This window comes from Pseudomonas hygromyciniae, from assembly GCF_016925675.1.
GTDB lineage: Bacteria > Pseudomonadota > Gammaproteobacteria > Pseudomonadales > Pseudomonadaceae > Aquipseudomonas > Aquipseudomonas hygromyciniae.
This window is the reverse complement of the sequence record NZ_CP070506.1, coordinates 5132771-5159009: the sequence shown is the minus strand read 5'-3', so window position 1 is coordinate 5159009 and position 26239 is coordinate 5132771. Positions and strand designations below refer to the sequence as shown.

The window sequence follows — 26239 nt, the reverse complement described above, 5'->3', positions numbered from 1 at the left end:
CGTTGCCATGTCCCGTCCTGCCCGTCCTGACTCGCGCCGCCCTGGCGTGAAACCTCCACATGCCGCTGCTCGCCGTGTCGCCAAGGCGCCGCCGGCCGAGCCGAAGTTGATCCTGTTCAACAAACCCTTCGACGTGCTGACCCAATTCAGTGACGAAGGCGGGCGCGCGACCCTCAAGGATTTCATTGATATTCCAGGCATCTACCCCGCCGGACGCCTGGATCGGGACAGTGAAGGCCTGTTGCTGCTGACCAACGATGGCCAGTTGCAGGCGCGGATTGCCGACCCCAAGCACAAACTGGCAAAGACCTACTGGGTACAAGTAGAAGGCGAGCCTACCGAGGAGCATCTGCAACGCCTGCGCGCGGGGGTGGAGTTGAATGACGGTATGACCCTGCCGGCTGAAGCCCGGCGATTGGATGAGCCAGAACTGTGGCCGCGCAACCCGCCGGTGCGGTTTCGTAAAAACCTGCCGACCTATTGGCTGGAACTGGTGATTCGCGAGGGGCGCAACCGTCAGGTACGGCGCATGACCGCCGCCGTAGGCTTGCCGACCTTGCGCCTGGTGCGGGTGAAAATCGGCGATTGGTCGATTGAAGGCCTAGGCCAAGGCCAGTACCGCGAAGTGCCGGCGCGCTTATAAAGCCCCGGATTCGATCAGGCCGATCACCACGCTCTTGATGATAAACGCGGCCACGCCCAGGCCCAGCACGAAGAACAGAATCATCGAGCCAAAGCGCCCGGCTTTGGATTTCTTCGCCAGGTCCCAGACGATAAAGCCCATGAAAATGATCAGGATTGTGACCAGTCCGGTCATCATCCACTCTTCAAACAGCACGGGGTCAATCGAATTCATTGGGCAGTTTCCGACAAAGGCAGGCGCGAAGTATAAGGCAATGAGGCAGGTGCAACGTTGACCTGCGTCGGTGCGTCGCACCCAGGTGTCACTGCCTGAGCACGCCCAAAATGTAGGCGCTGGCTTGCCTGCGATAGCCATAAGTATCTACACAACTTTCAGAAACTGACGAACTCCCCTGTGGCGAGCGGGCTTGCCCTCGCGCTGGGCTGCGAAGCAGCCCCAAAACCAGCCGCTGCGGTGTATCTGGTACAACGCATTCGGCTTATTGGGGCTGCTTCGCAGCCCAGCGCGGGGCAAGCCCGCTCGCCACAACTGCGCTATCTGCCTGGATTTAGGCGTTGCGGCAAAGTTGTGTAGATACCTATGCTGCGATAGCGGACTGTCAGCTGGCCTATCAGCGGCTGAAACACCGCTATCGCAGGCAAGCCAGCTCCCACATGGGTTCGATGGTGAGTCTTAGGTACGCAGGTGAGTCAACGGCAACTCCGTGCTGTTAAGCACCTGGTTGAGCACAAAGCTTGAGCGCACGCTGGTCACCCCTTCAATCCGGGTCAGGTGGCCCAGCAGCAGTTTTTGATAGTGATCCATATCCGGCACCACCACTTTCAGCTGATAGTCGGCATCCATCCCGGTGACCAGGCTGCATTCCAGCACCTGCGGCAAGGTGCGGATGGCTGCTTCGAAGTTCTCGAAACGCTCGGGGGTGTGTCGGTCCATGCCGATCAATACGTAGGCTGTAAGGCTTAGGCCGAGCATCTTGCGGTCGAGCAGGGCGACTTGGCGTGAGATGTAGCCGTCGTCTTCCAATTGCTTGACCCGGCGCGAGCAGGGTGACGGCGACAGGCCGATCCGCTCGGCCAACTCCTGGTTGGAGATCCTCGCGTCGCGCTGTAATTCCGCCAAAATACTCAGGTCGTATCGGTCAAGTTTGCTCATGGGGATGGCCTTTGTCGTAACTATTGCTGTGAATTATCTATCCAGGGTTAAAAATTGCGCAAGCACTGTTTATTGACGCAATCTTCGCAATCATCTGCCGGCGCCTCACGCCTATGATTACCAACAGAATCACTGCCCGGACATACAGTCCACTGCAGCCCGCCCAATCAGGCCGGCTGCGGCCCGCCAACCCCACCGGGTTGCGCTGGCCCCCGGGCTACACACTGTCCACAAGACGGCGTGAGGTGAGCCAACGTCATAAGCGTTGAGCCAGGACGAAGTTCTCAAGGGGCGACCGACGGGTCGCCCCTTTTCTTTTGCCTGCGAAAATTGTTCTGGCGACTGATAACCTGTTGCAGAACCGGGCCCGGCTTTTCCAGTCTCATGCGTAGGCCCTAATCCGCAGTGAGGAATAGCATGAAGCGCATCTGGCGTTTGGCAGGTGTAGGGATGTTGATGGTCACCTTCGGCACGCAGGTGATGGCCGACGAACGAGACAATTCACCACATCAGGGCCAAGGTCCGCAGGGCGGTGGCGGGCAGCGAGAGCGAGGGCCTTCGACCAACCAGCCGCGTGCGGAACACATCCAGCCACGCCCGCAAGAACAGCAGGGTGAGCGCGGCGGCCAGAATGGCCAGTGGCAGGCTCGTCCGCAAGGGCACGAAGCACCACGCCCTGCACCCCAGGCCGGGAGCAACCTGCCAATCCAGGGCCGTCCCGATTCCGTAGGCCAGACCCAGGAGCCGCGCCAGGGCAATTACCGTGACATTCCCAGGCGCAACGACGGTAATCCGCATTGGCAAGCCGGCGGCCCCGGCTCGCGCCCAGGCTACAACGGCCACCCCAATGACAATCGCTGGCCAGGCCGCCCCGACGGGCATGGCAATGGCTGGGGCCCCGGCCCGCAGTATCGGCCCGGCTACACGGTGGACCGCTTCCCCGACCGTAATTACCGCGTGCCCTATCGCGGCCAGGATTATTTCTTCTCGGGCGGCTATTGGTATCGGCCCCAAGGCCCGCGCTACGTAGTGGTCGCGCCACCCTATGGGATTCGTGTGCATTACCTGCCGGACTATGCGCGGGAAGTATGGGTGGGAGGCGCGCTGTTTTTTCTCGCCGCTGGCGCCTATTACAGTTACGAGACCAGTACCCAGCAGTACGTGGTGGTGCAACCGCCGGTGGCCAGTTTGCCGCCGCAGCCGGCGCCCCAGGGCAATGGGTATGACGTGGTGGCCTATCCCGCCAACGGCCAATCGCCCGCCCAGGTGCAGCAGGACGGTTACGATTGCTATCGCTGGGCAGTGCAGCAGAGTGGCTTCGACCCGCAGACCGTCACCTACGCGCCTGCGCCAGCGGTGGTGCAAACCTACCGCCAGGCCCAGGGCAACTGCCTGAGCAGTCGCGGGTATCAGGTGACCTACTAAGTCTTGTTGCCGGTGACCACTTCCAGCGGGTCGGCGTGCACCAGCACCTCGGCCCGTGGATAGGCCTGATGGATGGCATCGGCGGCCTGGTCGCTGATGTCATGGGCTACCGACAGGCTCAACTCTCCCGGTAACTCCAGATGCAACTGCACAAACCAGTGGTGGCCGGAAATCCGCGTGCGTAAATCATGGGCCCCCAGCACGCCGGGTACGCTACGGGCCAGTTCGAGCATGTGCTGGCTGACTTCGGCCGGCAGTTCCTCGTCCATCAGCACGGCAAAGCTTTCCCGGGCGATCTGGATCGCGCTCCACAAGATATAGGCGGCAATCCCCAGGCCAAACCAGGCATCGACTTGATGCAAGCCAAAGGCCGCCAGCACCAGCGCCAATAGAATGCTGCCATTGAGCAACAGGTCCGAGCGGTAGTGCAGCGAGTCGGCGCGCACCGCGTTCGAGCCGGTTTCGCGGATCACCCGGTATTGCAAAGTCAGCAGCGCCACGGTCAGCGCCAGCGACAGCACAATCACCGCGATACTCAGCCATGGCGCGCCCACCGGCTCCGGGTGCTGCAAACGCTGGTAAGCCTGGTAGGCGATCAACACCGCACTGCCGGCGATAAACAGCGCCTGGGCCATGCCCGCCAGGGATTCCGCCTTGCCATGCCCATAACGGTGTTCGTCATCCGCCGGGCGCAGTGCGTAATGCACCGCCAACAGGTTGAGCAGCGAAGTCACGCCGTCGAGCAGCGAGTCGGTCAGCCCGGCGAGCATGCTCACCGAACCACTGAACCACCACGCGACGGCTTTACCGATAATCAGGATGCTGGCCACGGCGACCGAGGCGCGGGTGGCCAGGCGCAATAGGCGGGCGTGTTCGGTGCTCATGGGGCAATCAAATCCTTACGCGGCAGGTTGCAGGCCCAGGGACGCGAGTTGCTGCACGCTGCCCTTGAACTGGATCAGGCGCGGGTCATCCAGCGGCAGGCTGCGCCCGGTTTCGTGCTCGATGATGGTTTGCAGCTTGGTGTTATCCACCTTGCCGTCGGCGCCGATGGCTTCTTGCAGCTTCTCGGGGGCCACTTGTGCGGTCTTGCCCGGCTCGAAGTAAATCGCGCCGGTGGCGAAGTCCACGCCGAAGGCGATCAGGCCGGGGATCACGTAGAACAGCAAGCCGACCGCATCGAGCACGGCAATCGCTGGGTCGATCTTGCCGTCGATCTGGCCACGGCGGTCAGGATAGAAAATCGAACCGCAGGCCGTCAGTTGGCTCAACAGGGTGACGGCCAGAACACCGCCGATGACACGGGTAGCAATACGCATGGGATTCTCCTGAACTTGTATGGGTTGACTATAAAGCAGATCTACCGCGCGCCCCCCCTCTAATGTGGGGGCCAGCGCCTACTTTTGGTCGCATTCCAATTGGACGCGGCACTCCACCGATATCCAGCCGTTCGCCGTTATACTCGCCGCTCTGCCTTGGAGCCAGTATGAATTCGTTGCCAATCGATGATGTTTTACCCGCCTTGCGTGAAGCCTTGGCGACGCGCCATGAAGCTGTGCTCGAAGCACCGCCCGGCGCCGGTAAAACCACGCGGGTGCCGTTGGCGCTGTTGAATGAAACCTGGCTGGCCGGGCAAACCATCCTGATGCTTGAACCCCGTCGGCTCGCCGCCCGTGCCGCCGCCGAGCGCTTGGCCAGTGAACTGGGGGAAAATGTCGGGGAAACCGTCGGCTACCGCATCCGCCTGGACAGCAAGGTCGGCCCCAACACCCGTATCGAAGTAGTCACCGAAGGCATCCTCACCCGCCGCCTGCAGGATGATCCGGCACTCGATGGCGTGGGCCTGCTGATCTTCGACGAATTCCACGAGCGCAGCCTCGACGCCGACCTGGCATTGGCCCTGAGCCTTAATGGCCGCGAACTGTTTCGCGACGAGCAGCCGCTGAAAATCCTCCTGATGTCCGCCACCCTCGAAGGCGAACGTTTGTCGGGTCTGCTGGACGACGCACCGATCCTGCGCAGCGAAGGCCGCATGTATCCGGTGCAGATGCGCTGGGGGCGGCCGTTTCAGCCCGGTGAATTTATCGAGCCACGGTTGGTGCAGACCATCCTTGAAGCCCTGCACGACGAAACCGGCAGCGTGCTGGTGTTCCTGCCGGGGCAGGCGGAGATTCGCCGGGTCAATCAACAGCTGGCCGACGCCCTCGGTGAGCGTAGCGATGTGCTGCTCTGCCCGCTGCATGGCGAGCTCGATCTGGCAGCCCAGCGGGCAGCCATTGACCCGGCGCCGGCGGGCAAGCGCAAGGTGGTGCTGGCCACCAACATTGCCGAGACCAGCCTGACCATCAATGGCGTGCGGGTGGTGATCGACGCGGGGCTGGCGCGGGTCCCGCGTTTTGACCCCGGTAGCGGCATGACCCGTCTCGACACCCAGCGCATCTCCCGTGCCAGTGCTACGCAGCGCGCAGGCCGGGCCGGGCGACTGGAGCCAGGCGTGTGTTATCGCTTGTGGTCCGAAGACCAGCATGAAGGGCTGGCGGCCTATGGCAGCGCGGAAATCCTCTCGGCGGACCTGGCCGGCCTCGCCCTGCAACTGGCGCGTTGGGGCGTGACGCCGACGCAGTTGGTCTGGCTTGATGTCCCGCCCACCGCCGCCTATGCCCAGGCCCAGGATTTGCTGGAACGTTTGGGCGCGTTGAAGGACGCGATCTTGACTCCCCACGGGCAGAAAATGGCCAGCCTGCCGGCGCACCCGCGTATTGCACATTTGTTGCTGCGCGGCCAGGACCTGGGGCTGGCGAACATGGCGTGTGATGTCGCCGCGCTACTGGGCGAGCGCGACATCTTGCGCGGTGCGGGCGCCGATTTGCACAGTCGCCTGGCGTTGTTGTCCGGCGAGGAGCGCGCCCGTGGCACTCAAGGTGGCGTACAGCGGGCCAGGCAGTTGGCCCGGCAGTATCGCGGTTATCTAAGAGGCAAGGCCGAGCAGCCGGTGGCCGATCCCGATCACCCGCGTTGGCTTGGCGCGTTGCTGGCGCTGGCCTACCCCGACCGGGTGGCGCAGCAGCGTCGTGCGGGCGGTGCGGAATATCGCCTGGCCAACGGTCGCGCCGCGTTGTTTGCAGAGGCCGATAGCCTGATGAAACAAGCATGGTTGGTGATCGCCGACCTGGGCAGCCGGCAGGGCCAGCGTGAAGAGCGGATCTACCTGGCTGCGGATTTTGATCCGGCGCTGTTCGATTCGGTATTAGCCGAGCAAGTGCGCAGCTTCGATCAATTGGATTGGGATGAGCGCGAAGGCGTGTTGCGCGCCGAACGCCAGCGCAAGGTTGGTGAACTGGTCCTCAGCCGCGAGCCGCTGACGGGTCTGGACGAGTCCGCCCGCAGCCAGGCGCTGGTCAATCTGGTACGGCGCAAGGGCCTGGAGCTGCTGCCTTGGACCCCGGAGCTGCGCCAGTGGCAGGCCCGCGTCATGTTGCTGCGTCAACTGGATGCCGGCAAACCCAGTCAATGGCCTGACGTCAGCGACAGCGCCTTGCTCGCCAGCCTGGAGCACTGGTTGATGCCGTACCTGGGCAAGGTCTCGCGCTTGAGCCATTTCGCCAACCTGGATATTTCCAGCTTCCTGCATAACCTGTTGCCTTGGCCGCTGCCCCAGCGCCTGGACGAACTGGCGCCCCATCATTTGAAAGTGCCGTCGGGCTCATCGGTGCGCCTGGACTACAGTGAGCAGCCGCCGATTCTTGCGGTGCGCTTGCAGGAGTTGTTCGGCCTTGCCGACACCCCACGCATCGCCGGTGGGCGGCAGGTGGTGAAGTTGCACCTGCTGTCGCCAGCGCGGCGGCCGGTGCAGGTGACCCAGGATCTGGCGAACTTCTGGCGCAGTACCTACGCCGAGGTGAAGAAGGATCTGAAGGGGCGGTATCCCAAGCATTACTGGCCGGATGACCCCTTGGTGGCAGAAGCGACTGCGCGGATCAAGCCCCGCAAGTAATCCCGATCGAGATCTAAATGTGGGAGCTGGCTTGCCTGCGATGGCGGTGGGGCAGTTAGCCAGGTTCTGGATGACAGACCGCTATCGCAGGCAAGCCAGCTCCTACACAAACCCTATTCCACATTGGGTTTGGGGGTGTTTGCTATTGCGCCGCAGGCAGCAGGAACCGCGCAATCACCGGCAAATGATTGGAAATACGTAACGTATCGTCCTGCCGCACCCGCGCTTCCACTTTTTTCAGGCGTGGGCTGAAGAATAGATAATCCACCGTGCGATCCGGCCCATCGAGGCTCGGGTCATTGGGGAAGTGGGTCAGCCACTGCGCTCGGTCAATCCCGCTGGATTGGCTGTTGCTGGGGATCATCGGGTATTTGTCCCACAGCAGATGCAGCTCACTGTCCGGTGAATACTGTCCGCGCCTGCCGGCGTCCAGGCGCAGGAATTGCCCCAGCGGCAGCAGGTTGAAATCCCCGCCAATCAGCCACGGCGTGCCCCGGCTTTCGAATTTATCCAGCAGTTTGACGGTTGCCTGTACTTGTTCGCGCACCGCGCTGTGGCCGGGCGCGCCATTGTCCAGGCGGGTGTTGAGCACCGCCAGTTGGCCGCCATCGCTTAATGGCAGGTAGCTGAGCAGCAATGCTGGCTTGGGTTGGAATTGGCGACTGATCAGGTTGCCCGAAGCCACCGGCAGTTGCAGGCGTTCGGCATGTTCGATCTGGTAGCGGCTGAGGGTTACCAGCTTGCGGCCGACGCTGCCGAATATATGCCAGTCGGGGACAAAGTCGGCTTTCCAGTCGAAGGCCTGGACGCTGCACGGGTAGAGGTCCACCAGACGCTCCTGGAGCAGCGCCAGTTGATCCTGGTAATGGGAGGGCTTGGCGCCTTCGTCCAACTCCTGCAGCAACAGCACGTCCGGCTGTTCGTCACGGATCACCCGCGCCACTTCGTCCAGGCTGGAGGCCATGTCTTCAATGGTGGGGCGTTCGTCCGGGCCGCTGCCGTCGGGGGTGTCGTACCAGAACACGTAGTTCTTGCCCGCCAGGTATTGCACGTTCCAGGTCATCACCTTGAGCGCCTGGCCGGGCAACAGCGTCGGCGCACGCGGGGCGACGCAGCTGACGGGCAAGGTCTGTTTGTCGGCGGGGCGCCAGGTCAGGCTGTAGAGCAGGGCGCTCAACAAACCTGCGAGGATCAGCAGGCTCAGCAGGGTTATACGCAGTAAACGGGTCATCGGCTCGCCTTATGGCGCTGCTGGACAGGCACCGAGCATACCCGACCGGCGGCCGGGAGCCCAAGGGTCATGTTAGCGGGCGTCGGCATCACCGGCGATCAGCATGAACAGGCGGAACAGCACCACGCTGGTAAACAACTGCAAGAAGCTATGGGCGCTGTCGATCAGCACCGCCAGCAGTGGGTTCTGGAGGTCGGGCCAGGCAGAGACGCTGGCGCCCTTGAGCAGCCACAGTGGGGCCATTACGCACAACAGGCACACCAGGATGCGCAGGAAATGCCCCCGGGTCAGGCGCAAACTTTCCTTCATCGCCGCCAGCGCAGACATGCCGCGCAAAACCAACAGGTACTCGGCGAAGGCCAGGGTGACCATCAGCCATATCCCCGGCAGGAAATACAGCGACAGCCCCAGCAGGATCAGCAGGGTGCTCATGGCGGTCAGCAGCGCATAGCGAGGCCACAGGGTCAGCGCCATGGCCAGCACGTCAGCGGTGCGCGGCGACTCGCCACGGCTGCGGGCGTCGAGGAACAGGATCAAGGCCGCGGTGTACAGCGGATACACCAGCAACCCCACGACCACGCTGTAGCCGGGGAATGCATCCGGGCCCAGCGAACGGTCGAGCACTTGTTGCAGGGCGGCTTCCAGAATCACCAGCGGCAGGCACAACTGCACGATGGCGCCCAGGTTGCGCTGGAAAAAGTAGAAAGAGTCGCGCAGAACGGTCAACGGATTCATCAAAGTCATCACAGGCCAAAAAAGCAGCGGACACTTTAACCGATCACCGACAAACGTAAACCTTGGGTAAAGACCATTGAAACGCCGCGGGCCAGCCCCATTACTGGTGGCGTACCTTGCCCATTGCGGGCGGGACGCAGATTTTTACCGGCAATCTAACGAGGTCGCCATGAACAGCGAAGAGCAAACCCTGATCGATGGACTGTTTTCACGGTTGCAGCAAGCCGAAACGGACTCAGCCCCCCGCGACGCCCAGGCAGAAGCGCGGATCAAGGAGCACATTACTCGCCAACCAGCCGCCGGGTATTTCATGACCCAGGCGATTCTGGTGCAGGAAGCCGCGATCAAGAGCCTGGATGCGCAGAACAAGCAGCAGGCGCAGCAGATCCAGCAATTGCAGGATGAGTTGCAGCGGGCCAAGACCGCGCAGCCGGCCGCGAGCAGCGGTGGGTTCCTGTCGAGCATCTTTGGCGGCAGCTCCCGCGAGCCGCAGCCTGCGCCCAGCGCGCCGGCCTCTGGCGCGGGTGGTTGGCGCGAGCCGACCCGACCGGGCTTCAACAGCGCGCCTGCACCGCAACAGAATTATCAGCAACCCCAGCAGGCAGCGCCCGCCGGTGGCGGCTTTCTCGGCGGCGCCCTGAAAACCGCAGCCGGCGTGGCCGGTGGTGTGATGCTGGCCCAAGGCATCAGCAGTCTGTTCAGCCATAACCAGCAGCCGCAGGTGGTGGAAGAGATCGTCCGCGAAGAGCCGGCGCCGGCCAGTGACAACGGCGGTTGGGGCAATGACAGCGCTGACAGCTTCGCCGACAGTGGTTATGCCGACGACTCCTCCTACTTTGGTGACGACGATTCCTTCGTCTGACACTCACTGAATCGGGGCGCTCTGTCGCCCCGGTCTGATTTTTCTCGGAAACCTCCTCTTGGCTGGCATACTGAGCGCCTTTGCGGGCCATCACGTCCCCGGTGCCATGAGGATATGCGGTGAAAAAAATAGCAGTGTTCGCCGATGTGCAGAACCTCTACTACACCGTGCGCCAAGCCTACGGCTGCCACTTCAACTACGCCGCCCTGTGGGCTGATATCAGCCAGCGCGGGCAGATCGTTGAGGCGTATGCCTATGCCATCGACCGTGGCGACAGCAAGCAGCAGCAGTTCCAGCAGATCCTGCGCAACCTGGGCTTTACCGTGAAGCTCAAGCCGTACATCCAGCGCAGCGATGGCTCGGCCAAGGGCGACTGGGACGTGGGCATCACCATCGACATCATGGACGCCGCCGACCATGTCGATGAAGTAGTGCTGGCCTCGGGGGATGGCGATTTCGACATGTTGCTCGACCGCATCATTCATAAACATGGCGTCGAAGCCGTGGCTTACGGCGTGCCGGGGTTGACGGCCAACTCGTTGATCCGCGCAGCCAGCCGCTACGTGCCTATCGAAGGCGCGTTGTTGCTCAAATAGATTTTCAGATGGGGTTGGAACAGGTTTGGAACGTATAGCGGTCATCGACTTTGAAACCACCGGCATCTCGCCGAGCAGCAGTTGCCGGGCCACGGAAATTGCCGTGGTCATCCTGGAACAGGGCCAGATTGTGGACCGCTACCAGAGCCTGATGAACGCCGGCGTACGCGTGCCGGGTTTTATCGAGCAACTGACCGGCATCAGCAACGCCATGCTGCGCAGCGCACCGCCGGCGGAGCGGGTGATGAATGAGGTCAACGAGTTCGTCGGCACCACACCGCTACTGGCGCACAACGCCGCGTTCGACCAGAAGTTCTGGGACTTCGAGCTCGGCCTGATCCGCCGCACCCGCCTGCAAAAATTCGCCTGTTCACTGCTCCTGGCCCGCCGGCTGATGCCCACGGCGCCCAACCACAAGCTCGGCACCTTGACCTCCTACGCCCAGTTGCCCCATACCGGCAAGGCTCACCGGGCGATGGCGGACGCGGAAATGGCGGCCAACCTCACCGCCCACCTGGCCCAGGAACTGCGCCGCACCCACGGCTTGCGCGAGCTGTCCCATGACCTGCTGTGCAGCTTGCAGAAAGTGCCGGCGGCGAAGATCAATGACCATCTGAAGAAGCATCGCGGGTTCTGATCTCAATCCCGAGCACAACTAAGATCAAACTGTGGGAGTGGGCTTGCCCGCGATGGCGGTGTGTCAGTTTAGCCATTCGGGCCTGACACACCGCTATCGCGGGCAAGCCCGCTCCTACACTTATTCGCATCCAGCCCCTGCAACCCGATCAACACTAGGCCTGCGCTCAGGCGCCGCCATTCTTCCCCTCCAAATGCCCCAGCGGCACCCGCCGAGCTATGGCGCTCGACAAGATGATCGAGGTCTTGCTGAAGCCAAACTTCGCCACGCGGTTGATCAGGTTTTCCAGTTCTGGCATCGAACCCACCGCCGCCTGCATGATCACGCACGGGTCGCCGGTGACCCGGTGGCATTCGGTCAACTCGGGGATTTCTGCCAGGGCGTCGTACACCTTCTGGCTGCCGTTGTTGGTCAAGCGCAGTTCGATCGTGCACTGGATCGGCAAGCCGATCTTGGACAGGTCGACCTTGGCCTGGTAGCCGGTAATCACGCCGCTGGCTTCCAGCTTGGCCACGCGTTCGGCCACGGCGGGGGCGGAGAGGTTAACGGTGCGGGCCAGTTGCGCGTAGGTGGCGCGGCCATCCTCCAGCAGGGCGCTGAGGAGCATGCGGTCGTATTTGTCCATGATAAGGCTCTGGCGATAGGGGGCTTTCGAATACAAGGCTTATAGCCTTGATAACCATGATTTGAAAAGTGTATGGGCGCTTTAAACAGGTTTTGTAACTTATGTTTACTGGCGTGGATTCCTAAAATAGCGATCCCTTGTCTTGCCGCAGAGCTGCCCATGCCTGGCCCACGTCGTTTTCCGTTACCGTTGATCGCCGCTTTTTTTGCGTTGTACGTGATCTGGGGTTCTACCTACCTGGTTATCCGCATTGGTGTGGAGTACTGGCCGCCGTTGATGCTGGCGGGGATTCGCTTTTGTACGGCGGGGGCGCTGATGTATGGCTACTTGCGCTGGCGCGGGGTGCCGGCGCCGACCTGGGCGCAGTGGAAAGCCGCGGGCATGATCGGCATTTTGCTGCTGACGTTCGGCAATGGTGCCGTGAGTGTGGCTGAACACACCGGCGTGACCTCCGGCGTCGCCGCGCTGGCGGTAGCGACGGTGCCGCTGTTTACCTTGCTCTGCGGATATTTCTGGGGCGCGCGTAACACCCGTCTGGAATGGGCCGGGGTAATCCTGGGGATGATCGGCATCGCCATGCTCAATATGGGCTCCAACCTGCAGTCGAGCCCACTGGGCGCTGGGCTGCTGTTGTTCGCCGCCGCTTCCTGGGCGTTTGGTTCGGTCTGGAGCCGGCACTTGCCGTTGCCTCAGGGCGCCATGGCCAGCGCCGCTGAAATGCTGATCGCCGGTGTGGTGCTGTTGATCGGCAGCGCACTCAAGGGCGAACACCTGGAGGCGATGCCCCCGGTGGAAGGCTGGCTGGCCCTGGCCTACTTGACCGTATTTGGCTCGATCATCGCGTTCAACGCGTATATGTACCTGCTCAAGCATGTGCGTCCGGCAGCGGCCACCAGCTATGCCTACGTCAACCCGGCCGTGGCGGTATTGCTGGGGATTGTGTTTGTCGGCGAGACCATCGGCCTGGAAGAAGCCCTGGCGATGCTCGTGATCATCAGCGCAGTGCTGTTGATCAGCCTGCCCCAGTGGCGTAAGCCGAAGCCGGAAATAAGGTAAACTGCCGCGCATTACGCCCTTGCGCTGAATTTTTCCTACGGTAAACACATGACTTTCGCCACACTTGGCCTGATCGAACCCTTGCTGCGCGCCCTTGAGGCGCTTGGCTACCAGACCCCGACGCCGGTGCAGGCGCAAGCCATTCCGGCGGTGCTGGCCGGTCGCGACCTGATGGCTGCGGCCCAGACCGGCACTGGCAAGACCGCCGGTTTTGCCGTGCCGCTCCTGCAATTGCTGACCATGGAAGGGCCGAAAGTCACCGCTAACTCGGTGCGCGCCTTGATCCTGTGCCCGACCCGCGAGTTGGCCGAGCAGGTCCACGCCAGCGTCGCCGAGTATGCTGAACACCTGCCCCTGACCACCTACGCGGTATACGGCGGCGTCAGCATCAACCCGCAGATGATGAAGCTGCGCAAGGGCGTCGACATTCTGGTTGCCACCCCTGGGCGCTTGATCGACCTGTTCCGCCAGAACGCGCTGAAACTCAATCAGCTGCAAACCCTGGTGCTGGATGAAGCCGACCGCATGCTCGACTTGGGCTTCTCGGAAGAACTGGCGAACATTTACCGCATGCTGCCGAAAAAGCGCCAGACCCTGCTGTTTTCCGCGACCTTCTCCGACGATATCCGCCTGCTGGCCGGGCAGATGCTCAATGACCCTTTGAGCATTGAAGTCAGCCCGCGCAACGTCGCCGCCAACACCGTCAAGCAGTGGGTGGTGCCGGTGGACAAGAAGCGCAAGGCCGAGCTGTTTGTGCACCTGATGCGCAAGGGCAAATGGAAGCAGGTGCTGGTGTTCGCCAAGACCCGCAATGGCGTGGATGCGCTGGTAGATAAGCTACAAGGCCTGGGGATCAATGCCGACGGCATTCACGGCGACAAGCCACAAGCTACGCGCCAACGAGCCCTGGACCGCTTCAAGGCCAGCGACGTGCAAATCCTGGTGGCCACCGATGTGGCGGCCCGTGGTCTGGATATCGAAGATTTGCCGATGGTGGTCAACTTCGACCTGCCGATTGTCGCCGAGGATTACATCCACCGCATCGGCCGTACTGGCCGGGCTGGCAACACCGGCGAGGCGATTTCCCTGGTGTGTGCCGATGAAGTGAATATGCTTTCGGCCATCGAGATGCTGACCCGCCAGACCCTGACCCGCAAAATGGAACAGGACTTCGAACCGGAACACCGCGTGCCGGACACCGATGCCAGTGGCCAGGTGGTGAAGAAGCCGAAAAAACCGAAGAAGCCGAAAACCTCGGGTGGTGGCGGCAAGCGCAACCTGGGTAAATGGGTAGAAAGCGGTGAAGTGGCGGCTGAGCCTTCGATCAAGCCGGTGCGCAAGGTGCCGGTGTTCAATACCGGGCCGCGTAAGAAGAAGTAATTCTTTGCTGCCTGTCAGGGCCTCATCGCAGGCAAGCCAGCTCCCACATTTGAACTGTGAACACATTCAAATGTGGGAGCTGGCTTGCCTGCGATGGCGGACCTGAGTTCGCCGCAACTATCGGCGTTGGAGCCATTCCAGCATCCCGCGCCCCGCAGCCCGCCCACTGGCAAAACACCCCGTCAGCAAATAACCGCCCGTCGGCGCCTCCCAGTCCAGCATCTCCCCGGCACAGAACACCCCCGGCAATTGCTTGAGCATCAAGCGCTCATCCAATGCTTCAAACGGTACACCGCCAGCGGTGCTGATGGCTTCGTCCATTGGCCGGGTTTTCACCAGCGTCAGCGGCAGAGCCTTGATATCCGTGGCCAATTGTTGCTGGTCGTTGAAGTGTTCGGCGGGCGCCAACTCGCGCAACAGCGCGGCTTTTACCCCATCCAGCCCCAACTGACTGTGCAAATGCTTGCTCATCGAACGTGAGCCACGGGGTTTGGCCAGTGCCGCCTGCACCTTGTCCAGCGGCTTGCCCGGCAGCAGGTCGATATGCACGGTGGCGGATCCATCGTGGTTGATCGCTTCGCGAATCGGCGCCGACAGCGCGTAAATCAAGCTGCCCTCGATACCGGTCGCGGTGACCACGCATTCGCCCAATCGGGGTTTGTCATCTGCTAAACCAATGGCGACGTTTTTCAGCGGCGCTCCGGCGAATTTGCTCACCATCAAGTCGCTCCAGGCCGTCACCTCGAAGCCACAGTTGCTCGGTTGCAGCGGGGCGTAAGGCACGCCTTTGTCTTCCAGCAACGTGAGCCAGGCACCGTCGGATCCCAAACGCGACCAGCTGCCGCCGCCGAGGGCCAGGAGCACGGCATCGCTGTGGACAGTTTTCTCGCCATCCGGGCTGTGGATAATTAATCCGCCATCGGCATTCCAGCCCAGCCAGCGGTGGCGGGTGTGGATAACTACCCGTTGGTCGCGCAGGCGCTTGAGCCAGGCGCGCAGTAGCGGCGCGGCTTTCATATCGGTCGGAAACACCCGGCCAGAGCTGCCGACAAAGGTTTCTATCCCCAGGCCATGAATCCATTCGCACAACGCCTCGGCGCCAAACTGGCGCAGCAGCGGAGCGATGTCTGGGGCGCGTTCGGCATAGCGCGAGAGAAATGCCGGATAAGCTTCGGAGTGGGTGATATTCATGCCACCTACGCCGGCCAACAGGAACTTGCGCCCCACCGAGGGCATGCCGTCATACAGGTTCACCTGGACCCCGGCCTGGCTCAGGACTTCGGCGGCCATCAGCCCGGCGGGACCGCCGCCGATGATCGTGACGTGATAAGGCTGGGCTGGGATATGGGGCATGGCGGTGACTGCGGTTCGGCGAAGTAGGCCGAGCATTCTACCCGAGGACCGCGAAACTGCCTGATCAAAAAACGTACACGTTCCTACACCCTATACGGCGTGTGCCTTGCAGACGCTTACGCTCAACTTATCCACAGGCCGTTCCACAGGCATTGTGGGTAACGCACCCACACTTCAATGACAACCTGATGACGTCCATACCCGCTGGGCACTGTGGTGCAGGATGCCGTGGCGGCGGGCCAGGGCAGGGCGGTCCTTGCTGTAGCCGCCACCGATCACGCCCATCACCGGGATGTCGCGGCCCAGGCAATGGCGCATCACGCTTTCATCACGGGCGGCGACGCCTGCGTCTGTCAGCTTGAGGTAACCGAGGGCGTCGTCCTTGTGCACATCGACACCCGCGTCATACAGCACTAGGTCGGGCTGGTAGAGCGGCAACAGGTAGTTGAGGGCGTCGTCCACCACCTTGAGGTAGTCGGCATCGCCCATACCCATGGGCAGCGGGATGTCCCAGTCGCTGGTGGCCTTGCGCGCCGGGAAGTTTTTTTCGCAGTGCAGGGACACGGTAATGGCATCCGGCGTGTCGTGGAGGATGCGCGCGGTGCCATCGCCCTGATGCACGTCGCAGTCGAAGATCAGCACGCGGTTGGCCCGCCCGCTGGCCAGCAGGTAGTGGCTGATCACCGCCAGGTCATTGAAGATGCAAAAGCCCGCCGGGTAATCGTAATGGGCGTGGTGGGTGCCGCCCGCCAGGTGGCAGGCCAGGCCGTGTTCCAGGGCCTGTTCGGCCGCCAGCAAAGAGCCGCCGACTGCGCGTACGGTGCGCCGGGCCAGGGCTTCGCTCCAGGGCAGGCCCAGGCGCCGTTGGTCTTCGCGGGACAACTCACCGCTCATATAGCGTTCGATATAGCCAGGGTCATGGGCCAGGGCGAGGACCTCGGCCGGGCACAATGCCGGGCGCAGCAGTTGGCTGTCCTGAGTCAGGCCGCTGTCGACCAGGTGATCGCGCAGCAGGCGGAACTTGTCCATGGGGAAGCGATGATCCGCCGGGAACTCGGGACTGTAGTCGTCGTGGTAGATCAGTGGCAAAGGCATGGCAATTTCTGACAGGAACCAGCGAAGGATCTTAACAGCGCTGTACACTCACGCACATGGCAAGGGAGGGGAACGATGGAGCCAATACTGGAGTTGGAAAGTGCACGCCTGGTGCTGCGCCAATGGCGCGACAGCGATCTGCCGGCGTTTGCCCGGATGGGCGCCGATCCGCAGGTGATGCGCTATTTTCCGGCCCCCCTGGATCGTCTGGAAAGCGCGGCATTGATCGGGCGAATACGCGGGCATTTTGCCGAGTACGGGTTTGGCGCGTGGGCCCTTGAGCGTAAGGACACCGGCGAGTTTATCGGCCTGACGGGGTTGATGAATGTCGGCTTTGAGGCTGACTTCACCCCAGCGGTGGAGATTGGCTGGCGCCTGGCCCGCGAGCACTGGGGCCTGGGCTTTGCCAGCGAAGCGGCCTGGACCGCATTGCGCTGTGGTTTTGACCGTTTGCAGTTGGACGAGATAGTGGCCTTCACCACCGAGGCCAATCTGCCGTCGCAGAAAGTCATGCAGGCCATTGGCATGCATTACGATCCGACGGCAGATTTTCAACACCCCAGGCTCGCGGCGGACGATCCGCTGCGCCATCATGTGTTGTATCGCATCACCCGCGCCCAATGGTTGGACACGCTGCACGGATAGGCAGGCGGTAATACTTGTAGGCGCGAGCTTGCTCGCGAAAAACGTCAACGATAACGCGCAGGGCCTGATACCCCGCGTCGTCTCTGGTGTTTTCGCGAGCAAGCTCGCTCCTACAGTAGAAAAATAGAAGGTAGAAACCGTTTTGCTCTGAGGAGAGTGTATGAGCCAAGTGTTGGAAGATCTGGTCGATTTGCTGACCCTGGAACCGATTGAGGAAAACCTCTTTCGCGGCCGCAGCCAGGACTTGGGCTTTCGCCAACTGTTCGGCGGCCAGGTGTTGGGCCAGTCGCTGTCGGCGGCCAGTCAGACCGTCGAAGAAGCGCGGCATGTGCATTCGTTGCACGGCTATTTCCTGCGCCCTGGGGATGCCGCGCTGCCGGTGGTCTATCAAGTGGACCGGGTACGCGATGGCGGCAGTTTCAGCACGCGCCGGGTGACGGCGATCCAGAAGGGCAACCCGATCTTCACCTGCAGCGCCTCGTTCCAGTACGACGAAGAAGGCTTCGAGCATCAGACCACCATGCCGGTGGTAGTGGGGCCGGAGAACCTGCCGTCGGAGTTGGAACTGACCCAGCAGCGTGTGCACCTGATTCCCGAAGCCATGCGCGAAAAACTGCTGTGCCCCAAGCCCATCGAAGTGCGGCCGGTGACCGAGAAAGACCCGTTCAATCCGCAGCCGACCGATCCGGTCAAATACGTGTGGTTCCGCGCCGATGGTGCTCTGGCCGACTTGCCAGCGCTGCACAAGTACCTGCTGGCCTATGCCTCGGACTTCGGCCTGCTGACCACCTCGTTGCTGCCCCATGGCAAGACCGTGTGGCAGAAGGATATGCAAGTGGCCAGCCTCGACCACGCGTTGTGGTTCCACGCCGACCTGCGGGCCGACGACTGGTTGCTGTACGCCATGGACAGTCCCTGGGCCGGCAATTCCCGTGGGTTCTCCCGTGGCAGTGTGTATAACCGCGCCGGCCAACTGGTGGCCTCGGTGACGCAGGAAGGCTTGATCCGCCATCGCAAGGATTGGGCATGAGCCTGGCGGATGTTAAGCACTGGGTGTTTGATATGGACGGCACCCTCACCGTGGCCGTGCATGACTTCGCAGCGATCCGCGTGGCTCTGGATATTCCACCTGCCGACGACATTCTCACCCACTTGGCGGCACTGCCTGCCGCTGAGTCGGCGGCCAAACATGCCTGGTTGCTGGAACATGAGCGCGAGCTGGCACTGGGCTCGGTGGCGGCCACGGGCGCGGTGGAATTGGTGCGGGACTTGGCGGCACGAGGCTATCGCCTAGGGATCCTGACGCGTAATGCTCAGGAACTGGCCCATATCACCTTGCAGGCGATCGGCCTGGCGGACTGTTTTGCCGTGGAAGACGTGTTGGGCCGCGACGACGCACCGCCCAAGCCGGATCCCGGAGGCCTGTTGAAGCTGGCGCAGGCCTGGGATGTGGCTCCCGGCGAGATGGTGATGGTGGGTGACTATCGCTTCGACCTCGATTGCGGGCGGGCGGCGGGCACGCGGACGGTGTTGGTGAACTTGCCGCAAAACCCATGGCCGGAATTGGCCGATTGGCACGCCAGGGACTGCGCGGCATTACGCCAGATGATCTAAAGCAAGCATCAAAAATCAAATGTGGGAGCGGGCTTGCTCGCGAAAGCGGTGTGTCAGTCGGCACATGCATCAACTGACAGGCTGCTTTCGCGAGCAAGCCCGCTCCCACATTTTTGATTGGGTTTTGTCTGACGGATTATCGGAACAGGACCGCCTGCCCCTGCGGCGAGGTGAACATCTTGTCGCCGTCATGCCCAACCCCCGGTACTTCAACCAACCGCTGGCTCAACTGCGGATGACGTTGCTTGAGGTAGTTGAAATAGTTATGCCCGCGAATCAGCCGGTAGGCGCCCTGGGTCTCGGCTGCGCAGCTTTTGTCCAGGGCCGGATGGTTGGGGTCTGTGTCCTGCTGGCCGAGCAGGTAGGTGATTTCGCGCGCGGCGTAGGCTTTTTCCAGTTGCTCGGGGCTTTGGCCGTTGGCGTAGGCCGGCAGCTTTTGCATGCCGTACTTCCAGTCATTGAACCCCGGGCAACTGGCTGGGGCGAATTGCACCGGGCGTTGCGGGCTGAAGTAGGCGTAGGACGACGGGTTGGCGATCACATAGCGCAGGCTGATCCCCGCCGCGTGCAGGGCCGGGTGGTCATGGCCGGTCAGGGCAAAGCGTTGCACCACCTGGCCACCACCGGAATGCCCGGCGACCACTATTTCCTTGAGCGCCGGGAACAGTTTGCGGTTGCCCAGATGCTTGATGATCTGGTCCAGGGCGCCGTAGGAACTGATCTGGCCATGGCCGATTGACGACTCGCCAGCCATCCACCCATTGCGGTGCCAGCGCAGCACGCTATCGCCCAGGTGATGGCGCTGGATATCGGCGTCGTTGAGAAACTGCGGCGCGATCACCAGGGTGTTGGCGCTTTGCCCCGCGTGGGCCGCAGCGGCTTGGGCGCTTTTGAGGTAGGTCTGGGCGTTGCGCAGCCGGCCATGCACGATAATCAACGCGCGGGTGATCTGCGGCAGCGGCTGGCGCCAGTCCTGGCTCAGGCCCAGGCTCAGGTCGCCGGCTTGCAGGGTGAATCGATCCGGGCTGATCACCTTGACCGCCTGCTCGGCGGCCAGGGTGGCGGTCGAGCAGGTGATCAGCAGGCCCAGCAGCCACCCGCAGCGTGTATTCATTTACAGACTCTTGGCCGAAAACGTATCGCATTGGCTGATCTGGCCCTGGGCAAACCCGGTCTTGAACCAGCGGACCCGCTGTTGTGAGGTGCCGTGGGTGAACGAGTCGGGGACTACGCGGCCCTGGCCCTGTTGCTGCAAGCGGTCATCGCCGATGGCGTTGGCAGCGTTCAGCGCCTCTTCGATATCACCCGGCTCCAGCCAGTTCAGGCGTTTTTGCGCACGGTTGGCCCAGACCCCGGCAAAGCAGTCGGCTTGCAGTTCCTGGCGGACCAGCAGGCCACCATCGCCTTGCATCTGCCGGCCTTGCTGGCGCGCGACCTGGATCTTTGACGAAATCCCCAGCAGGGTTTGCACGTGGTGACCCACTTCGTGGGCGATCACATAAGCCTGGGCAAAATCCCCGGCCGCCTGGAAGCGTTGGGACATTTCCCGGAAGAAATCCAAGTCCAGGTAGACCTGCTGGTCGGCCGGGCAATAGAACGGGCCGCTGGCGGAGGTGGCGCCGCCGCAGGCGGAATTCACCCGGCCACGGAACAGGATCAGCTTGGGATTCTTGTAGGCCAGGCCGTTTTCCTGGAACACCTGGCCCCAGGTGTCTTCGGTATCGCCCAGCACGGCACGCACGAAGTCCGCCTGTTCATCGTTGGCCGGTGGTGCCTGGCGTGTTTGCGGGCTGACCGAGGGGGCTTGCTCGGTCATCTGGCCGCTCAGTTGCCCGAGGATCTGCATCGGGTCCTGGCCGGTCAGCAGGCCGATGCCGACGATCAGCACGATAGCGGTCAGGCTCAGGCCCTTGCCGCCGCCAAAGCGCATGCCGCCGCCACCGCCGCCGTCATTACGCGCGTCGACCACGTTGTCGCTGCGCCGACCCTTTTTCCATAGCATGTGGCAATCCTCTTGATGATCGTTATGTAGGAGCGAGCTTGCTCGCGAAAAACGCAAAGGCACCGCGTTAAACCAGGCATGCGGCGTTAGCGTTAACGACTTTCGCGAGCAAGCTCGCTCCTACAGTAATCGGGGTTGTGGTGATTGAGTATGGCCGTTATTCGCGGCAATACCCTTCGCCCGTATTGACCACCAGGCAATCTTTTTTATCTGCCAGCCATTTCAAACCGGTCGCGGCACCGTCGCCGGCGCGCAGCACTTGCGGGCCGTCGGGGCGGTTGAAGATGATGCCGTCTTCGCCGGCCTCGCCCTTGAAGGTGCCGGAGGCATCTGCATCCAGGCCGTATTGTATGGTCAGCAGGTAGTGCCCGCGGCCAATGCTGTCGTCTTTGCTGACCGTCAGGTGCAGGCCTTCGACGCCGATCCACTTGCCGACCCATTTGTCGGTGGGCAGGGTTTCCGGGACCAGGGTCGCCTGCACCGAGGGCGGCGCCGGCTTCGGGGCCTCGGGGGCTTTATCGCAGGCGCTGAGCAGGGCGAGGGTCGAAAGGAGCAACAGGGATTTTTTCATGGACTGGCCTTGGTTAAAAAGCGTGCAATGGCAGGCTGGCGTGCAGCGTTGGACTGGGTTTGGGCAATTTAGTGCGCTGATCGCCCGCTGTTTGGTTATGCTCTTGAGACCGATGCACCACCCGCTCTAGATTAGCGCGTTGAGTGCCACTGCTTGCGGCGGTCATTTCAGCCTGTCACGCACGAGAATTCAATGACCCTCAGCACCCCTCTTTCCGGTGTCAACCATCCCTTCAAGGGCATCGCGCTGATTGTACTGGCGACGCTCCTGTTTTCCAGCCATGACGCCTTGTCCAAATACCTCGCTGGCTTCTACCCCATCGTGATGGTGGTGTGGGCCCGCTACATGGTGCATACGCTGCTGATGGCGGGGATTTTCCTGCCGCAATCGGGCCTGCGCGTGCTGCGCAGCAAGCGCCCGTTGTTGCAGGTCGCCAGGGCCTTGTGCCTGCTGGGCACCAGCCTGTTTTTTACCGCAGCCCTGCATTACATCCCGCTGGCGGAAGCCACGGCGGTGAACTTTCTCGCACCGATCCTGGTGACGGCCCTGTCGGTGCCGCTGCTGGGCGAGCATGTGACGCGGGGCCAGTGGCTGGCGGTGATCTGCGGGTTTGTCGGGGTGCTCATCATCGTGCACCCGGGCGGTGAGTTGTTCACCCCGGCGGTGTTGTTGCCCTTGGTCTCGGCGTTGTTCTTCTGCTTCTACCAACTGCTGACCCGCATCCTCAGCCAGTACGACAGCCCGACCACCAGCAACTTCTTCGCCGGCCTGTGCAACACCCTGGTGATGAGCGCGCTGGTGCCGTTCTTCTGGGAGGTGCCAACCCTGGGCCATGGCCTGTTGATGCTGGCGCTGGGCAGTTGCGGCATGACCGCGCACTTGATGCTGACCCAGGCCTTCCGCTTCGCTGCGCCGGCCTTGCTGGCGCCGTTCGGCTATTGCCAGATCGTGTTTGCGGGGTTGTTGGGCTGGCTGGTGTTCAATCACACCCCGGACCTGACCACGGTGGTCGGGATCGGGGTGATCTGCCTGAGCGGGTTGGCCGCTGCCTGGCAGCAGCGGCGGCGGTGAATCAAACCTCGACCGTCGGGATCTTGCGCGGCGCCATGAAGTACATCCAGGTCAGGGCAATGAAGTACATCGCCGGGATCAGGGTGAACAGCACGGTGTAGTTGTTGTGGGTCACGGTCAGGATATGGCCGACGATCTGCGTCATGAACATCCCGCCGATGGCCGCGCACATCCCGCCAAAACCGAACACCGTGCTCATCATGTGCTTGGGCGTGTAATCCATCACCAGGCTCCAGATATTGGCGGTCCAGGCCTGGTGTGCGCCGATGGCCAGGGAGATGGCAAACACCGCGACCCATAGCTGGCTGGAGCCTGCAGCCATGATCACGCCGACGATGCAGCAGGCAAACAGCAGCATCGACAGCAAGCGCGCCTTGATCGGCTGCATGCCGCGACCGATGAGGAACGAGGACAGAATCCCGCCGCCCACGCTACCGAAGTCTGCCGTCAGGTAGATGATGATCAGCGGGATGCCCATCTGGGTCACGTTGATCCCCAGGTTGTATTGCTGGTTGAGAAACGGCGGCAGCCAGTACAGGTAGAACCAGAACACCGGGGCGGTCAGGGCATAGGCAATGGCGAAGGCCCATGTGCCGCGCATGCGCAGGATACGGCTGAAAGGCACGCGCGGTTGTTCCGGCTCGACTTCCTGTTGCACGTAGTCCAGTTCTGATTGCTTCACGCTCGGATGGTCTTCGGGGTTGTAGTACTTCAGGCCCCAGAACACCAGCCAGATCCCACCCAGTGCCGCCATGCACAAGAAGGCAGCCTGCCAGCCCCACACATGCAGCACCAGCGGCAACAGCATCGGGGTCATCATGGCGCCGACGTTGGTGCCGGCGTTGAAGATGCCGGTGGCCACCGCACGCTCACCGGCGGGGAACCACAGACGGGTGGTCTTGACGCAGGCGGGGTAGTTGGCCGCTTCGGTCAGGCCGAGGATAAAGCGGCAGACCATAAAACCCACTGCCGACGTCGCCAGGCCGTGGGCGCCGGTGGCGATGCTCCACAGCAGCACCGCACAGAAGAACACGCGCTTGACGCCGACCCGGTCGATCAGCCGGCCTTGCAAGACAAAACCAATGGCGTAACCGACCTGGAACCAGAAGTTGATGTTGGCGTAGTCCATCGCCGTCCAACTCATCTCCTTGGCCAGGATCGGCTGCATCACGCCCAGGGCGGCGCGGTCGATGTAGTTCAGGGTGGTGGCGAAAAACACCAGGGCCAGCATGCCCCAGCGGGTTTTGCCGACGGCGAGGGCGCCGCGAATCTTGTCGCCAATGGCCGCTTGCGGGTTGCCGGGGCGCGGGGCCACGGCGGAATTTTGCGAAGGCATGAGAGGTACCCGTTTTTGAAATTTTTATGGTGTGTTCTGGGTCGTGATCACAGGTGCGTGCCGACAAAAAAACGGCCCTGGATGCGCAATCGATGGTGCGCAGTGGCTAAAAAATCGTCAATTCGCCAATCGCCATTGTGTTCGATAATCGCCCATAAAACTAACCGGTTGGTACATTTTAAATTGCTGCTTTATCGCGCGCGGCCAATAATTTTCCGCAAACAAGACCAGCCTTCATTGCCGGGAGTCACCCCATGCAACGTTCCATCGCCACTGTTTCCCTGAGCGGCACCCTGCCGGAAAAGCTCGAAGCCATTGCCGCGGCCGGGTTTGATGGGGTGGAAATCTTCGAGAACGACTTGCTGTATTACGACGGCAGCCCCCGCGAAGTGCGGCAGATGTGTGCCGATCTGGGCATCGCCATCACGTTGTTCCAGCCCTTTCGTGACTTTGAAGGATGCCGCCGCGAGCGCCTGGCGCGCAACCTGGAGCGGGCCGAGCGCAAGTTCGACCTGATGCAGGAACTGGGCACTGACCTGGTGCTGGTGTGCAGCAATGCCTCGGCGGACTCGACGGGTGAGCATTCGATCCTGCGTGATGACTTGAGCCTTTTGGCCGAACACGCCGGCCGCCGTGGCTTGCGCATTGGTTATGAAGCCCTGGCCTGGGGGCGGCACGTCAACACCTGGCAACAGGTCTGGCAACTGGTGCGCGAGATCGATCACCCCAGCCTCGGGGTGCTGCTGGACAGCTTTCATACCTTGTCGCTCAAGGGCGACCCGACGGCGATCGCCCAGATCCCTGGCGACAAGATCTTCTTTGTGCAAATGGCCGACGCGCCGATCCTTGCCATGGACGTGCTGGAGTGGAGCCGGCACTTCCGCTGCTTCCCCGGCCAGGGCGAGTTCGATCTGCCGGGTTTTCTCGCGCCGATCATCCAGAGTGGCTACACCGGGCCGCTGTCCCTGGAGATTTTCAACGATGGCTTTCGCGCCGCGCCCACCCGGGCCAACGCGGCGGATGGTTTGCGGTCGTTGCTGTACCTGGAAGAGAAGACCCGCCAACGTCTGGAGCAACAGGCCACGCCGGTGGATATCCTGTTTGAGACACCGGCCGCCAGCGAGTACGACGGCATCGAGTTTCTCGAGTTTGCGGTGGATGAAAACCTCGGCGCTCGGCTGACCCAGTGGCTGCAACGCCTGGGCTTCGTCAAGGCCGGGCAGCACCGCTCCAAGAGCGTCAGCCTGCTGCGCCAGGGCGATATCAACCTGATCCTCAACTGCGAGCCTTACTCCTTTGCCCACAACTTTTTCGAGGCCCATGGCCCGTCGTTGTGCGCCACGGCGATGCGCGTCAAGGACAGCGCCAAGGCCCTGGAACGTGCGGTGGCCTACAAGGGCCAACCTTATCGCGGCCTGGTCGGGCCCAATGAACTGGAGCTGGCGGCGGTCCGCGCGCCGGATGGCAGCCTGATCTACCTGGTGGACCAGCACGCGGGCGGGATCTACGACACCGATTTCAACCTGCAGGCCGCCAGCACCAGCGGCGGCGGCTTGCTGCGCATCGACCATATGGCCATGGCCCTGCCGGCCGACAGCCTCGACAGTTGGGTGCTGTTCTACAAGAGCCTGTTGGATTTCGAGGCCGACGACGAGGTGGTGCTGCCGGACCCCTACGGCCTGGTCAAGAGCCGGGCGCTACGCAGCCGCTGCAGTTCGATCCGCCTGCCGCTGAATATTTCCGAGAACCGCAATACCGCCATTTCCCACGCGCTATCGAGCTATCGTGGCTCCGGGGTGCATCATATTGCCTTCGATTGTGCGGATATTTTTGCCGAGGTCAGCCGGGCCAAGGAGGCGGGCGTGCCGCTGCTGGATATCCCGCTCAATTACTACGATGACCTGGCGGCGCGGTTTGATTTCGACGATCAGTTCCTCAGCGAACTGGCGTACTACAACGTGTTGTACGACCGTGACGCCCAGGGCGGTGAGCTGTTTCATGTGTACACCGAGCCCTTCGAAGGGCGGTTCTTCTTCGAGATTATCCAGCGCAAGAACGGGTACGCCGGCTATGGCGCCGCCAACGTGGCGGTCCGCCTGGCGGCGATGGCCAAGTCGCGCAGTGGGGCGGTGCGCCAGGCCAAGTTGTAGGGCGTTGGCGCTTCCTTCGTGGGACCTGGCGGCCCATAATCACGGCCTGCATAAATGGCCGTGAGC

Annotated in this window: 26 protein-coding genes; 13 read left to right on the top strand and 13 right to left on the bottom strand. The window is 62.2% G+C overall.

Translation table 11 applies throughout. The annotated features are described in order from the left end of the window. The first annotated feature begins 7 nt into the window (after positions 1 to 7). Positions 8 to 643, top strand: a complete 636-nt coding sequence (locus JTY93_RS23105) for a pseudouridine synthase (protein ID WP_240344666.1) — start codon at positions 8 to 10, stop codon at positions 641 to 643. Here JTY93_RS23105 and JTY93_RS23100 read toward each other — a convergent pair. Together JTY93_RS23100 and JTY93_RS23095 are read right to left on the bottom strand one after the other, a co-directional pair. Next, on the bottom strand, positions 638 to 847 hold the full coding sequence (locus JTY93_RS23100; protein WP_032861950.1) for a DUF2788 domain-containing protein: 210 nt from the start codon (positions 845 to 847) through the stop codon (positions 638 to 640). The two genes, JTY93_RS23105 and JTY93_RS23100, sit on opposite strands and share 6 nt — an antisense overlap. 468 nt (positions 848 to 1315) lie before the next feature. Beyond that, on the bottom strand, positions 1316 to 1795 hold the full coding sequence (locus JTY93_RS23095) for an Lrp/AsnC family transcriptional regulator (protein ID WP_003176264.1): 480 nt from the start codon (positions 1793 to 1795) through the stop codon (positions 1316 to 1318). Between the two features lie 417 nt (positions 1796 to 2212). Here JTY93_RS23095 and JTY93_RS23090 point away from each other — a divergent pair, with 417 nt between their 5' ends. Further along, positions 2213 to 3220, top strand: a complete 1008-nt coding sequence (locus JTY93_RS23090) for a DUF6515 family protein (RefSeq protein ID WP_205479813.1) — start codon at positions 2213 to 2215, stop codon at positions 3218 to 3220. Here JTY93_RS23090 and JTY93_RS23085 read toward each other — a convergent pair. Together JTY93_RS23085 and pmcY are read right to left on the bottom strand one after the other, a co-directional pair. Then, positions 3217 to 4104, bottom strand: coding sequence for a cation diffusion facilitator family transporter (locus tag JTY93_RS23085; RefSeq protein WP_205479816.1), 888 nt, complete (start codon positions 4102 to 4104; stop codon positions 3217 to 3219). The two genes, JTY93_RS23090 and JTY93_RS23085, sit on opposite strands and share 4 nt — an antisense overlap. Positions 4105 to 4119: 15 nt before the next feature. Next, complete coding sequence (gene pmcY / locus JTY93_RS23080) at positions 4120 to 4539, bottom strand: periplasmic Zn2+ metallochaperone PmcY (RefSeq protein ID WP_169997637.1); 420 nt, start codon at positions 4537 to 4539, stop codon at positions 4120 to 4122. A gap of 167 nt (positions 4540 to 4706) precedes the next feature. Here pmcY and hrpB point away from each other — a divergent pair, with 167 nt between their 5' ends. Beyond that, the gene (gene hrpB, locus JTY93_RS23075) at positions 4707 to 7214 is read left to right on the top strand and encodes an ATP-dependent helicase HrpB (RefSeq protein WP_205479819.1); all 2508 of its coding nucleotides are present in this window, start codon (positions 4707 to 4709) and stop codon (positions 7212 to 7214) included. 142 nt (positions 7215 to 7356) lie between these two features. On the opposite strand, the gene JTY93_RS23070 is transcribed toward hrpB, so the two are convergent. Next, positions 7357 to 8445 carry an endonuclease/exonuclease/phosphatase family protein gene (locus JTY93_RS23070; protein ID WP_205479829.1) on the bottom strand — a complete coding sequence of 363 codons (1089 nt, stop codon included), beginning with the start codon at positions 8443 to 8445 and terminating at the stop codon, positions 7357 to 7359. 72 nt (positions 8446 to 8517) lie between these two features. Beyond that, positions 8518 to 9180, bottom strand: a complete 663-nt coding sequence (locus JTY93_RS23065; RefSeq protein WP_205479831.1) for a YciC family protein — start codon at positions 9178 to 9180, stop codon at positions 8518 to 8520. Positions 9181 to 9349: 169 nt separating this feature from the next. Here JTY93_RS23065 and JTY93_RS23060 point away from each other — a divergent pair, with 169 nt between their 5' ends. The 3 genes from JTY93_RS23060 (at position 9350) to JTY93_RS23050 (ending at position 11275) form a co-directional block, all read left to right on the top strand. After that, the gene (locus tag JTY93_RS23060) at positions 9350 to 10042 is read left to right on the top strand and encodes a DUF2076 domain-containing protein (RefSeq protein ID WP_205479833.1); all 693 of its coding nucleotides are present in this window, start codon (positions 9350 to 9352) and stop codon (positions 10040 to 10042) included. Positions 10043 to 10161: 119 nt separating this feature from the next. Next, entirely contained in the window at positions 10162 to 10638 is a 477-nt protein-coding gene (locus JTY93_RS23055; RefSeq protein ID WP_169997627.1) for an NYN domain-containing protein, read from the top strand. A gap of 25 nt (positions 10639 to 10663) precedes the next feature. Beyond that, positions 10664 to 11275, top strand: coding sequence for a 3'-5' exonuclease (locus JTY93_RS23050; RefSeq protein WP_169997625.1), 612 nt, complete (start codon positions 10664 to 10666; stop codon positions 11273 to 11275). 166 nt (positions 11276 to 11441) lie between these two features. Here the strand turns inward: JTY93_RS23050 and JTY93_RS23045 are convergent, their stop codons facing one another. Continuing rightward, positions 11442 to 11900, bottom strand: coding sequence for an Lrp/AsnC family transcriptional regulator (locus JTY93_RS23045; RefSeq protein ID WP_169951152.1), 459 nt, complete (start codon positions 11898 to 11900; stop codon positions 11442 to 11444). Between the two features lie 159 nt (positions 11901 to 12059). Here JTY93_RS23045 and yedA point away from each other — a divergent pair, with 159 nt between their 5' ends. Both yedA and rhlE1 read left to right on the top strand, forming a co-directional pair. Continuing rightward, entirely contained in the window at positions 12060 to 12956 is an 897-nt protein-coding gene (gene yedA / locus JTY93_RS23040) for a drug/metabolite exporter YedA (RefSeq protein WP_029292188.1), read from the top strand. Positions 12957 to 13004: 48 nt separating this feature from the next. Then, a complete protein-coding gene (gene rhlE1 / locus JTY93_RS23035) occupies positions 13005 to 14336 on the top strand; it encodes an RNA helicase RhlE1 (RefSeq protein ID WP_169999377.1) in 1332 nt (443 codons plus the stop codon). 117 nt (positions 14337 to 14453) lie between these two features. Here rhlE1 and JTY93_RS23030 read toward each other — a convergent pair whose 3' ends face one another. Continuing rightward, positions 14454 to 15725, bottom strand: a complete 1272-nt coding sequence (locus JTY93_RS23030) for a TIGR03862 family flavoprotein (RefSeq protein ID WP_275899076.1) — start codon at positions 15723 to 15725, stop codon at positions 14454 to 14456. 138 nt (positions 15726 to 15863) lie between these two features. Next, complete coding sequence (locus tag JTY93_RS23025; protein ID WP_205478642.1) at positions 15864 to 16784, bottom strand: histone deacetylase family protein; 921 nt, start codon at positions 16782 to 16784, stop codon at positions 15864 to 15866. A 75-nt stretch (positions 16785 to 16859) separates the two neighbouring features. On the opposite strand from JTY93_RS23025, the gene JTY93_RS23020 reads away from it, so the two are divergent. The 3 genes from JTY93_RS23020 to JTY93_RS23010 all read left to right on the top strand — a co-directional run bounded on the left by JTY93_RS23020 (position 16860) and on the right by JTY93_RS23010 (position 19043). Further along, positions 16860 to 17429 (top strand): GNAT family N-acetyltransferase, encoded by a 570-nt coding sequence (locus tag JTY93_RS23020; RefSeq protein WP_205478643.1) that lies wholly within the window; start codon positions 16860 to 16862, stop codon positions 17427 to 17429. Positions 17430 to 17589: 160 nt separating this feature from the next. After that, positions 17590 to 18459, top strand: a complete 870-nt coding sequence (tesB, locus tag JTY93_RS23015) for an acyl-CoA thioesterase II (RefSeq protein ID WP_169999380.1) — start codon at positions 17590 to 17592, stop codon at positions 18457 to 18459. Then, positions 18456 to 19043 (top strand): HAD family hydrolase, encoded by a 588-nt coding sequence (locus JTY93_RS23010; RefSeq protein ID WP_205478644.1) that lies wholly within the window; start codon positions 18456 to 18458, stop codon positions 19041 to 19043. Before tesB ends, JTY93_RS23010 begins: the two co-directional genes overlap by 4 nt. A gap of 136 nt (positions 19044 to 19179) precedes the next feature. Here the strand turns inward: JTY93_RS23010 and JTY93_RS23005 are convergent, their stop codons facing one another. The 3 genes from JTY93_RS23005 to JTY93_RS22995 all read right to left on the bottom strand — a co-directional run bounded on the left by JTY93_RS23005 (position 19180) and on the right by JTY93_RS22995 (position 21616). Beyond that, on the bottom strand, positions 19180 to 20157 hold the full coding sequence (locus JTY93_RS23005; protein ID WP_205478645.1) for an alpha/beta hydrolase: 978 nt from the start codon (positions 20155 to 20157) through the stop codon (positions 19180 to 19182). Next, on the bottom strand, positions 20158 to 21045 hold the full coding sequence (gene ypfJ, locus JTY93_RS23000; RefSeq protein WP_029292172.1) for a KPN_02809 family neutral zinc metallopeptidase: 888 nt from the start codon (positions 21043 to 21045) through the stop codon (positions 20158 to 20160). A 157-nt stretch (positions 21046 to 21202) separates the two neighbouring features. Further along, entirely contained in the window at positions 21203 to 21616 is a 414-nt protein-coding gene (locus tag JTY93_RS22995) for a hypothetical protein (RefSeq protein ID WP_205478647.1), read from the bottom strand. A gap of 192 nt (positions 21617 to 21808) precedes the next feature. Between JTY93_RS22995 and JTY93_RS22990 the strand changes: the two genes are divergently transcribed. After that, positions 21809 to 22687 (top strand): DMT family transporter, encoded by an 879-nt coding sequence (locus JTY93_RS22990; RefSeq protein ID WP_205478648.1) that lies wholly within the window; start codon positions 21809 to 21811, stop codon positions 22685 to 22687. 1 nt (position 22688) lies between these two features. Here JTY93_RS22990 and JTY93_RS22985 read toward each other — a convergent pair whose 3' ends face one another. Further along, on the bottom strand, positions 22689 to 24023 hold the full coding sequence (locus JTY93_RS22985) for an MFS transporter (RefSeq protein ID WP_205478649.1): 1335 nt from the start codon (positions 24021 to 24023) through the stop codon (positions 22689 to 22691). A gap of 254 nt (positions 24024 to 24277) precedes the next feature. On the opposite strand from JTY93_RS22985, the gene quiC reads away from it, so the two are divergent. Continuing rightward, positions 24278 to 26173, top strand: a complete 1896-nt coding sequence (quiC, locus tag JTY93_RS22980) for a 3-dehydroshikimate dehydratase QuiC (protein WP_205478650.1) — start codon at positions 24278 to 24280, stop codon at positions 26171 to 26173. Positions 26174 to 26239: the final 66 nt, after the last annotated feature.